Source organism: Streptomyces boncukensis, from assembly GCF_011045075.1.
Classification (GTDB): domain Bacteria; phylum Actinomycetota; class Actinomycetes; order Streptomycetales; family Streptomycetaceae; genus Streptomyces; species Streptomyces boncukensis.
The window spans coordinates 1-10,343 of record NZ_JAAKZZ010000261.1 but is presented as its reverse complement, the minus strand read 5'-3'; the positions used below and the strand labels follow the sequence as shown (position 1 = coordinate 10,343).

Annotated in this window: 7 protein-coding genes and 2 pseudogenes; 5 read left to right on the top strand and 4 right to left on the bottom strand. The window is 75.7% G+C overall.

Features of this window, described 5'->3' with window-relative positions:
* The 3 genes and pseudogenes from G5C65_RS39460 to G5C65_RS22530 form a co-directional block, all read right to left on the bottom strand.
* Positions 1 to 1,067 (bottom strand): annotated as a pseudogene (locus tag G5C65_RS39460) (NAD(P)/FAD-dependent oxidoreductase); the annotation flags it as partial.
* Positions 1,068 to 1,124: 57 nt separating this feature from the next.
* Positions 1,125 to 1,808, bottom strand: a pseudogene (locus G5C65_RS39455) (Gfo/Idh/MocA family protein); the annotation flags it as partial.
* Positions 1,805 to 3,433 carry a DUF6917 domain-containing protein gene (locus G5C65_RS22530; RefSeq protein WP_165300728.1) on the bottom strand — a complete coding sequence of 543 codons (1,629 nt, stop codon included), beginning with the start codon at positions 3,431 to 3,433 and terminating at the stop codon, positions 1,805 to 1,807. The gene G5C65_RS22530 and the pseudogene G5C65_RS39455, both read right to left, overlap by 4 nt.
* A gap of 332 nt (positions 3,434 to 3,765) precedes the next feature.
* On the opposite strand from G5C65_RS22530, the gene G5C65_RS22525 reads away from it, so the two are divergent.
* The 4 genes from G5C65_RS22525 (at position 3,766) to G5C65_RS22510 (ending at position 9,494) form a co-directional block, all read left to right on the top strand.
* A complete protein-coding gene (locus G5C65_RS22525) occupies positions 3,766 to 5,565 on the top strand; it encodes a gamma-glutamyltransferase family protein (RefSeq protein WP_165300730.1) in 1,800 nt (599 codons plus the stop codon).
* Between the two features lie 262 nt (positions 5,566 to 5,827).
* Positions 5,828 to 6,433: a TetR/AcrR family transcriptional regulator gene (locus G5C65_RS22520; RefSeq protein ID WP_165300727.1), complete on the top strand. Its 606-nt coding sequence runs from the start codon at positions 5,828 to 5,830 to the stop codon at positions 6,431 to 6,433.
* Entirely contained in the window at positions 6,405 to 7,130 is a 726-nt protein-coding gene (locus tag G5C65_RS22515) for an ABC transporter ATP-binding protein (protein WP_165300726.1), read from the top strand. The genes G5C65_RS22520 and G5C65_RS22515 overlap by 29 nt, the downstream gene beginning before the upstream one ends.
* A gap of 6 nt (positions 7,131 to 7,136) precedes the next feature.
* The gene (locus tag G5C65_RS22510) at positions 7,137 to 9,494 is read left to right on the top strand and encodes an ABC transporter permease (protein ID WP_165300725.1); all 2,358 of its coding nucleotides are present in this window, start codon (positions 7,137 to 7,139) and stop codon (positions 9,492 to 9,494) included.
* 25 nt (positions 9,495 to 9,519) lie between these two features.
* On the opposite strand, the gene G5C65_RS22505 is transcribed toward G5C65_RS22510, so the two are convergent.
* Entirely contained in the window at positions 9,520 to 9,906 is a 387-nt protein-coding gene (locus G5C65_RS22505; RefSeq protein ID WP_165300724.1) for a winged helix-turn-helix transcriptional regulator, read from the bottom strand.
* 112 nt (positions 9,907 to 10,018) lie between these two features.
* Here G5C65_RS22505 and G5C65_RS22500 point away from each other — a divergent pair.
* A partial coding sequence (locus G5C65_RS22500; protein ID WP_165300723.1) for a RidA family protein occupies positions 10,019 to 10,343 on the top strand: 325 nt, incomplete at its 3' end.

The following is a 10,343-nucleotide window of genomic DNA, read 5'->3' as shown; positions in this document are numbered from 1 at the left end:
ATCTTCACCCGCATCGGGCGGGCGCCGGGGTAGTAGCCCGCGCGGCTGGTCGACTCGACCGTCACCGTCACAAACCGCAGCCCCACGGCCGAGGCGTGCCGCTCCAGCAGCCCGGTGCGGCCGATCTCCAGGTCGCACACCTTGCTGACCGCCGTGCCGACCACGCCGGGGAACGTCGCGTAGTCCCCGCCCACGTTCCGGCCGATCACCTGCCCGTGCTTGTTCGCGTGCGTGCCCAGCGGAACGTGCTGGGGGCGGCCCGAGACGAGGTTCAGCACCTCGACGCAGTCGCCGCCCGACCAGATGTTGTCCGTGCCGCGCACCCGCATCGCCAGGTCGGTGCGCAGCCCGCCGCTCTCGCCGAGCGGCAGTCCGGCGGCGCGCGCCAGCGTGGTCTCCGGTGCCACGCCGAGGCCCAGCACGACGAGGTCCGCCGGATACTCGGCGTCGGCCGTCGCCACACCGCGCGCCCTTCCGGCGGAGTCGGTGAGGATGCCGGTGACGGCGGCCTCCCGTACGGTCTCGATGCCGAGCCCGCACATCGCCTCGTGCACCAGGGCGCCCATGTCCGGGTCGAGGGTGGCCATCGGCTGCGCGCCCCGGTCCACGACGGTGGTGTGCCAGCCCCGGCGCAGCAGGGCCTCGGCCATCTCGACGCCGATGTAGCCGCCGCCGACGACGACGGCCCGGCGGGCGCCTCCGCCGTGCCCGCCGCCGTCCAGCGCGTCGAGGAGGGCCTGGCCGTCGTCGAGGGTCTGGACCCCGTGGACGCCGGGCGCGTCGATACCGGGCAGCTCGGGCCGCACGGGGCGGGCGCCGGTCGCCAGCACCAGGTGGTCGAAGCCCACCCAGCGCTCCGCGCCGCTGTCGCGCTCGCGGGCCCGCACCCGCTGGCGGTCGAGGTCCAGCTCGGTGACCTCGGTGCGCAGCCGCAGCGCGATACCGCGTGCGCGGTGCTCCTCGGGGGTGCGGGCGATGAGCGCGTCGCGGGAGGCGACGTCGCCGCCGATCCAGTACGGGATGCCGCAGGCGGAGTACGAGGCGAACCGGCCCCGGTCGAAGGCGACCGAGCCCTCCGTACCCGTCAGGTCCAGGCTGCCGAACGGCACCTGCGGGTCGCCCAGCCAGGAGCCCTCGACGGTGCCGACCGCGCCGTCCGGGAAGCGCAGCAGCACGGTGGCCGCGGTGGCGACACCGTTCCGGCCGGCGTGGGTCATCGCGGCCACGGCCTCCGGCGGGGTGCCGAGCATCCAGACGAGCTGGTCGATGCCGTGCACCAGGGTCTCCATGATGACGCCGCCGCTGCGCTCCTCGTCCCACAGCCACTCCCCCGCGCCCTCGCGCAGCCGGTACATGCGGTGGTAGGCGTGCGCGATCCGGCCGAACTCGCCGTCGGCGACGCGGCGTCGCAGAAACATCAGCGGGGGTACGAAGCGGAAGTGGTACGGCACCATGGCCACCAGCTCCCGCTCCCGCGCGCGCCGCTCCAGCGCGGGGATCCGCTCGGGCCGCAGCCCGACGGGCTGTTCGACGACCAGGTGCTTGTCCGCCTCCAGCACCGACTCGGCGCTGTCCAGGTGGGTGTGCGGGGGCGAGCAGACGAGCACCGCGTCGACCCGCGGGTCCTCCAGCACGTCGGCGAGGCGGTCGGTGACGGTGACTGCGGCGCTGTCGAACATGTCCGGGGCGCTGAGTCGGCCGCCGGGGGCGACGACCACGTGGGTGAGTGCCATGCTCCGCACACGGCGCAGTACGCGTGCGTGCCGCCGGGCCGAGTCTCCTGTTCCGACGATGGCGCAGCGGATCATCGTGTGCCTCCTGGTCCTGGTACGTGCAGCGGGCCGCCGGGTACCAGGCGGCGCTGGCGTCCGGTGCGCCGGTCGGCCGAGATGAGGATGACGGTGAGGTGGCCGGGCAGTCCGGACTCGTCGAAGCCGAGGAGTGTGCCGAGCGGCCCGCCGTCCCCGCCTGCGCCGCCGTCCCCGCCTGCGCCGTCGCACACGATGTCGCCGGCGGCGAGGAGTCCGGCGCCGAACTCCGCGAAGCCGAGCGCTGAGACCTCCGCGACCCGGTCGCTGCCGGGCGGTGGCGGCTCGGGCGTCGTCAGCAGCGCGTACACGGCGCCCGGCGGGACGGCGCGTACCCGGCCGGGGGCGAGGGACAGCCCGCCGCCGGGCCCGCGGTGTTCCATGACGGCGACCCAGCGCCCGGTCAGCGCGCGGCGCGGCCAGTTGCGGGGTTCGGCGGCGAGGGGGACGGCCTCGGGCACCTGCCGCTCGCGGAGCGCCGAGGCGACGGCCCGCGCCGCCGTCGTACCGGCGTCGCCGGTCAGCGGGGTCCAGGGCACCGTGGAGAGCGCCGCCGCCAGGCGCTCCGCGTCCCTGGGCGGGGGCCAGGGCGACGGGGTGGCCCCGATGCCGTGCCAGGCCGGAAACAGCCGCGCGGCCTCGGCTGCGGCCCGCCGCAGCGCGCCGTCCCGGCCGTCGCCGCCCTCCCGGCCCGCGATCATGGCCAGCGGCGCCTCGGCGAACAGCGGGCAGGACAGCGCCTCGGCGAGCTCGCCCGGGGTGAAGTGGGCGACACCGGCGCCGGGGTGGTCCGCCAGCAGGAGGTGCCGCCGCAGCGCGGGCTGTGCGGCCACGAGCCGCGCGTGCGCCGCGTACGCCATGGGCAGCCCCCGCACCCGGAGTCCGTACGCGCCGTATGCGCCGTATGCGCCGTCCTCCCCTGCGCTCCCGGCGTCCCCGTCCGGTCCGCTCTCCTGTGCCGTCACCTGGAGCAGGGAAGGGGCCAGCAGGCCGGTGCCGTTCGCGTACAGCAGCGACGCCAGCGTCTCGCCGGCGGCGGCCTCGTCCGGCCCGGCCAGCAGCGCGCCGCCCCGCTCGGAGCCCACGGCGGCGGCCCGCAGCACCAGTCCGTCCTCGGCGGCGAGCGCGGTGAGCAGCGCGCCGACCAGTTCGGCGGGCTCGCGCAGGCAGCGCGGGTCGCCGGCCGCGCCGACGTACAGCACGGTGCGCTCGCCCGCGTCCGTCACATAGTGCCCCGGGTGGTCGTCCGCGCAGGCCAGCAGGCGCCGTTCGCCGGGCGGGCCCGGCGGACCGAGGGGGACGACGGTGCCGGACCGGCCGCCGTGCAGCGCGAGGGACGTGGGCGGCGGCCCGTCGGTGGGCGGTTCGAGCTGCCGCAGGGCCGCCGGGTCCACCAGCGCGGCGACGCAGGTGACGGCCGGGTCCGCGGCGGGGTCCGGCCCCGTGGGCGCGGCCGTGGAGGAGAGGGCCAGCGCCGCGCGCGCGTACTCCGTCACCGCGGGGTCGTTGCTCAGGAGCCGCACCCGGTGACCGCCGACGGCGAAGTCGGCGCGGTGCCCCGGGTCGGCGCCCAGCCGGGCGGCGAGCCACGCGGGCGCGGTGTTCCCCTCCGCGAACGCTGACATGGGGCTCCCCCTTTGCTGCGGGTGCGGCGAGCGTTGCGGCGAGCTGTCCTGCGCGGCGGACGGCGCGTGCCGCTCCGGGGAACGCGATCAGTCACTCACCGTACGGACGGGCCCCGCCCCGCGAAAGGCGCGCAGTGAGGGCGCACGGGAGGCACGGGAGGGGGCGCGGCAGGGAGCCTCCCGGATCCCGCGTGCGCCCGGCAACGGGAAGCGGCCGGTGCGTCCGTCCCCTGCGCCCCGTGCGTCCCGGAGAGCCCGCGCGGCACGCGCGGAGCCCCTACGCCTTACCGTCGCTGTGGCACCGTCCGGTCTCCGCCGAGGAGGAACTCGCGATGTTCACCACCCGCCCCACGCTGCAGGGCACCCACGGCATGGTCGCCTCCACCCACTGGCTGGCGTCCCAGTCCGGGATGGCCGTGCTGGAAGAGGGCGGCAACGCCTACGACGCCGCCGTCGCCGCCGCGTTCGTCCTGCACGTCGTCGAGCCGCACCTCAACGGCCCCGCGGGCGAGGTGCCGATCCTCCTGGCGCCCGCGGACGGCCCGGTGCGGGTGCTGTGCGGCCAGGGCCCGGCTCCCGCCGGGGCGAGCATCGCCCACTACACCGCGCTCGGCCTGAGCCTCGTCCCGGGCACAGGACCGCTCGCCGCCGCCGTGCCCGGCGCGTTCGACGCCTGGCTGCTGCTGCTGCGCGACCACGGCAGCAAGCGGCTGCGCGACGTGCTCGGCTACGCCATCGGGTACGCCGAGCGCGGCCACCCGCCGGTCGAGCGGATGGCGGAGACCGTCGGGACGGTCCGCGAGCTGTTCGAGACCGAGTGGACCAGCTCCGCCGCGCTCTACCTCCCCGGCGGCCGCCCTCCGGAGCCCGGCACGCTGCTGCGGAACCCGGCGCTGGCCGCGACCTGGCGGCGACTGCTGTCCGAGGCGGCGGGCGGCAGCCGGGAGGCGGAGATCGACGCGGCCCGCCGGGTGTGGCGGGAGGGCTTCATCGCCGAGGCGCTGGCCGGCTGGGCGGCACGGCCCGCCATGGACACCTCCGGGACGCGGCACGCGGGCACCCTGACGGGCGACGACCTCGCCGGGTGGTCGGCGGCCTACGAGGAGCCGGTGACGTACGACTGGCACGGCTGGACCGTCGCCAAGCCGGGCGCCTGGTCCCAGGGCCCGTCGCTCCTCCAGCAGTTGGCCCTGCTGCCCCAGGACCCGGCGGCGCTCCCGCCGTACGGCGGCGGCGCGTATGTGCACACCCTGGTCGAGGGCACGAAGCTGGCGATGGCCGACCGGGAGGCGTGGTACGGGGACGCGGCGGGTGCCGGGAGCGTCCCGCTCTCCGACCTGCTCTCCCCCGGCTACAGCGCGGAGCGCCGCGCGCTGATCGGCGAGCACGCCTCGTACGAGTTGCGCCCCGGCACTCCGGGCGGCCGGGTGCCCCGCCTCGGCGAGCACGCCGCGCGCGCCGCGGAGCGCGGCGGGGGCGGGCCCGCCGCGGGCGCGGGCGAGCCGACCGTCGCCCGGGACGGCGGCACCCGCGGCGACACCTGTCACCTCGATGTCGTGGACCGCTGGGGGAACATGCTCAGCGCGACGCCCAGCGGCGGCTGGCTCCAGTCCAACCCCGTCGTCCCCGAGCTCGGCTTTCCGCTGGGCACCCGGCTGCAGATGACCTGGCTGGAGCGCGGCCTGCCGAACTCCCTCACGCCCGGCCGCCGTCCGCGCACCACCCTCACCCCCTCGCTCGCGCTGCGCGAGGGGGTGCCGGTACTGGCGTTCGGCACGCCGGGCGGGGACCAGCAGGACCAGTGGCAGATGCACTTCTTCCTGGCGGTCGCGCTGCGCGCGGGCGTGCGCGGGGGCCTCGACCTGCAGGGCGCCATCGACGCGCCCAACTGGCACACCGAGAGCTTTCCGGGCTCCTTCTACCCGCGCGGCATGGTGCCGGGGAGCGTGGCGATCGAGTCGCGCGCCGGGGACGAGGTGGTGGCCGAACTGCGGCGGCGCGGGCACACGGTGACGGTCGGGGGCGCCTGGTCCGAGGGGCGGCTGAGCGCGGTGGCCCGCGATCCGGAGACGGGTCTGCTGTCCGCCGCCGCCAACCCGCGCGGCATGCAGGGGTACGCGGTGGGCCGCTAGCCCGGCGCCCGCCGGGGAGGGGCTGCCCCTGTCCGTGCGGTGCCGTCTGCGGGCGCGCTGTGGCCGGCCGCGCAGTTCCCCGCGCCCCTGACGGGGCACATCGGTTCGCCGCGAACCTTGGCGCCCGCAGACGGCGCCGCACCCCGCACGGCAGGACGAACCCCGCACCGTGCCGACCCGCACTGTGCTACCGTTTGGTCATTCGCCCAATACGAACGCCCAAGGCGATAGCCCAAACCGCTCCGAAAGGAAGAGCGCAGGTATGGCAACGGACTCCGCGACACGGGGCGCGCACACCCGCACCCGCCTCCTCGACGCCGCCGTGCAGCTCATCGTCGAGGAGGGCTGGGGCGCGGTGACCACCCGGAAGATGGCCGACCGCGCGGGCGTACGCGCCGGTGTCGTGCACTACCACTTCGGCACGGTCACCGATCTCCTCGTCGACGCCGCCCTGGACGCACTGCGGCGCGAGCTGATGGCGGCGCTCGGCGTCCTCCGGGAGGCCCGGGACGCCTCGGCGGGCATCGCCGACCTGCTCGCGGTGCTGCAGGGCTACTCCCCCGAGGACCCGGCCACCGTCCTGATGAGCGAGACCCTGCTGGCGTCGACCCGTATCGAGCGGCTCCGCAGCGAGCTGTCCGGGCTGATGCGGGAGCTGCGCGGCGCGATGGCCGACTGGCTGCGGGCCCGGGACAGCGTGCCGGACCCGGAGGCGACGGCCGCCGTGCTCGGCGCCGCCCTCGACGGCCTGGTCCTGCACTGCCTGCTCGACCCGGAGCTGCGCACCACGTCACTGGCCGGGCCCCTCACCCGGCTGACCGGAACGGAGGAGACACCCGATGACACGGACCGCGACGGCACGCGGTGATGTGCGGCTGCGCGGCGTCACCAGGACCTATGGGACCGGTGAGGCCGCGCTGACCGCGCTCGACGACGTCGACCTGGACCTCGCGCCCGGCGAGCTGACCGTCGTGCTCGGCCCCAGCGGCTCGGGCAAGACGACGCTGCTCAATGTGATCGGCGGCATCGAGTCGGCGGACAGCGGCTGTGTACGGGTCGCGGGGCAGGAGCTCACCGCGCACCCGCCCAGGGAGCTGGTCGGCTTCCGCCGGGAGCGGATCGGCTTCGTGTTCCAGTTCTTCAACCTCGTGCCGACGCTGACCGCGCGGGAGAACGTCGAGGTGATGATCGAGCTGACCGGGCGCGGCGACCGGCGCCGGGTGCCCGAGCTGCTGGACGCGGTCGGGCTGGGCGACCGCGCCGACCACTTCCCCGCCCAGCTCTCCGGCGGCCAGCAGCAGCGGGTGTCGCTCGCCCGCTCGCTGTCCACCGACCCCGATCTGCTGCTGGCGGACGAGCCGACCGGCGCCCTGGACCAGACGACGGGCAAGGCGGTGCTCACGCTGCTCCAGGAGACCAACCGGCAGGGGCGCGGCGTGCTCATGGTGACCCACAACGCCTCGATCGCCGCCATCGCGCACCGCGTGGTGACCATGCGGGACGGCCGCGTCCACTCCGTGGAGCGGAACGCGGCGCCGGCCGAAGCGCACAGCGTGGGCTGGTGACGGCACATGTCCGGCATCATGTTCCGCAAGACGCTGCGCGATCTGCGCCGCAGGCTCCCGCAGTTCGCCGCGATCACGGTGACCGTGCTCGCGGGCGTGCTGCTGTTCGTCGCCGGCTACGACTCCTACCGCAACCTCTCCTCCTCGTACGACCGCACCTACGAGCGGCTGCGGTTCGCCGATCTGACGGCCGACGGCGGAAGCCCGGACCGGAGCGCCGACGCGGTGCGCGGCGCGCCGGGCGTCGCCGCCGTCACCACCCGCACGCAGGCTGACCGGCCGCTGCGCATCGGCGGCGACAAGCTGATCGGCCGCGTCGCCGGGCTGCCCGCCGGCGCGCAGCCCGCCGTCAACCGGGTCGAGGTGGCCTCGGGGCGCGGGCTGTCCCCGAGCGCCCCGGACGGCGTCCTGGTGGAGAAGCACGCCGCCGACACCTTCGGCCTCTCCCCCGGCGACCGGCTGCGCGCCTTCGACGGCACCCGGTGGCGCTCCCTGACCGTCCGGGGCGTGGCGGTGTCCCCCGAGTACCTGTGGCCCGCGCGCGACCGGCAGGAAGTGCTCGCCGACCCCCACTCGTTCGCCGTCCTCTTCGCACCCGAGGCGACGGCACGCGCCCTCGCGGGCCCGGACGCCGCCGCGCAGACCCTGGCGCGGATGACGGACCGGGCACGGGGCGGCGGCGCGGAGCGGGAAGCCGCCGCCGCGCTGCGGAAGGCGGGCGCGGCGCATGTGACCGAGCGCGCCGAACAGGCGTCCAACGCCACGCTGCACGAGGACCTCAAGGGCTTCGAGCAGCTGGCCCTGGGCTTCCCCGTGCTGTTCCTGGCCGCCGCAGGCGTCGCCGCATACGTCCTGATCACCCGGCTGGTGCTCGCGGAGCGCAAGGTCATCGCCACCTTCCTCGCCGCCGGCGCGCCCCGCGACAAGGTCGTCCGCCACTACCTCGGGCACGGCCTCCTGGCGGGCACGGCCGGGGGCGTCCTCGGCGTCCTGCTGGGCATGCTCGCCACCTCCGGCATGACGCACGCGTACACCGCGGCGCTCAAGATCCCGGACACCGTGGTCACCACCCGCCCTCCGGTGCTGCTCGCGGGGCTGCTCTTCGGTGTCGCCGTGGGGCTGCTGAGCGGCCTCGCACCGGCGCTGGCCGCGTCCCGCGCCGCGCCCGCCGAGGCCATGCGCGGCGACGGCGGCAGGCTGCGCCCGCCGGGCCCCTGGAGCCGGGCCGTGGGGCGGGCCCGCGCCCTGCCGCTCACCGGCCGCCTGGCGCTGCGCGAACTCACCCGCAGCAGGCGGCGCACGCTGGCCACGATGACCGGCACGGTGCTGGCGCTGGTCGTCGTGCTCGCCTCGGTCGGCATGCTCACCAGCATGCGGTCCATGATGAACGTCCAGTTCGACGACGTACAGCGGCAGGACGCGACCGTCACCGCCGGCCCCGCGGCCGGGGACCTGACCGCGAGGCTGCGCGCCACCCCCCGCGTCGCGGACGTCGAGCGGGTGACGAAGGCCCAGGTCACCGTCTCCTCGCGGGGCCGCTCCTACGCCACGTCGCTGGGCGGCTACGAGCGCGGCACCGCGATGCACGGCTTCCGCGCCGACGGCGGCGGCGACGCGCGGCTGCCCGCGCACGGCGTCCTGGCCGGGAAGGCGCTCGCCGACCGGCTGCGGGTGTCCGTCGGCGACACGGTCACCGTCCACGCGCCGGACGGCCGCACGGCGCGCACCCGGCTCGCCGGGCTGCTGGACGAGCCGCTCGGCACCGCGGTCTACAGCACCCGGGACACGGCGCGCACCCTGACCGGAGCCGCGGGCAACGCCTACGAGCTGCGCTTCGCTCCCGGCACCGGGGAGGCCGAGCGCGACCGGGCCCGCGCGCGGATCAGCGGCGTGGACGGGGTCGTCGCGTACGCCGACACCCAGGCCCTGCGCCACCAGTTCGACGAGCTGCTGAGCCTGTTCTGGGTGTTCGTCGGCGCGATGCTCGCGCTCGGCGCGGTGCTGGCCCTGACGGTCGTCTACGTCACGATGACCGTCAACGTCGCCGAGCGCACCTCCGAGCTGGCGACCCTGCGCGCCGCGGGGGTCTCCCTGCGCCGGATCGACGCGCTGCTGGCCGTCGAGAACCTCACCGCGACCCTGCTGGCGATCCCGCTCGGACTGGCGGCGGGGTGGGCCGCCGCCTCCGTGTCGCTCCGGTCCTTCAACAGCGACATGTTCACCCTGGACCTCGATCTGGGCCCGACCACCCTGCTGGCGGCCTCGGCGGCGATGCTCGCGGCCTCCCTGCTCTCCCAGCTCCCCGCGATACGGGTGGTGCGGAGCCTGGACATCGCCCGGGTGGTCCGGGAGCGCGCCCAGTAGCGCGTCGGCCGTCCGGCGTCAGCCGTCAGCCGTGCGCTCCGGCGTCGAAGGCGCGGCGGGACTCCTCGATGTCCGCCAGATACCGGTGGGTCCAGTCGCACATGTAGTGCGTCGTCTCGCGGAGGCCCTGGCCCGGCGCGGTCAGCGTGTACTCGACGCGGGGCGGCACGGTCGGGTGCACGGTGCGCTCGACCAGGCCGTTGCGCTCCAGCATCCGCAGGTTCTGGGTGAGCATCTTGTGGCTGATGCCCTCGATCCTCCCGCGCACCTCGCTGAAGCGCAGGGTGCGCTCCCCCAGCGCCTCGATGATCAGCAGGGCCCACTTGTTGGCGACGTCCGAGAAGATCTCCCGCGCCAGCGAGTCCGCCCGCGTCAGATCCGCGTCCGCGTCCTGGAGCTGCTTGGTCACCATCAGGTTCCCCTGTCACCGAAAAGTGCGTTCTTCCACGTCAGTGCAGACTCTCCTACAGTCCCCGAGTAACCACAAGAGACCGCGGGGTCTCTGCCGGAAGGAGACGGACAGCATGGCCATCACGCTGGTGAACCCCGAAGGACTGCCGGAGATCGACGTCTACCGGCAGGTGGCCGTCGCGACGGGGTCGCGGCAGGTCTTCGTCGCCGGACAGGTCGCCTGGGACGCGAAGGGCGTCACGGTCGGCGAGGGCGACCTCGCCGCGCAGGTCGAGCAGTGCTACGTCAACGTCGGCACAGCGCTGGCCGGAGTCGGCGCCACCTTCGCGGACGTGGCGAAGCTGACCGCCTACGTCGTCGACTGGACCCCCGAGAAGATGCCGCTGTTCCTGGAGGGCGTCTCCCGGGCCGCCCTCCGACTCGGAACCACCCCCTGTC

Coding starts and splice junctions, on each gene's coding strand:
- G5C65_RS22530 (WP_165300728.1), bottom strand. CDS start 3,433: ATGTCAGCGTTCGCGGAGGGGAACACCGCGCCCGCGTGGCTCGCCGCC.
- G5C65_RS22525 (WP_165300730.1), top strand. CDS start 3,766: ATGTTCACCACCCGCCCCACGCTGCAGGGCACCCACGGCATGGTCGCC.
- G5C65_RS22505 (WP_165300724.1), bottom strand. CDS start 9,906: ATGGTGACCAAGCAGCTCCAGGACGCGGACGCGGATCTGACGCGGGCG.
- G5C65_RS22520 (WP_165300727.1), top strand. CDS start 5,828: ATGGCAACGGACTCCGCGACACGGGGCGCGCACACCCGCACCCGCCTC.
- G5C65_RS22510 (WP_165300725.1), top strand. CDS start 7,137: ATGTCCGGCATCATGTTCCGCAAGACGCTGCGCGATCTGCGCCGCAGG.
- G5C65_RS22515 (WP_165300726.1), top strand. CDS start 6,405: ATGACACGGACCGCGACGGCACGCGGTGATGTGCGGCTGCGCGGCGTC.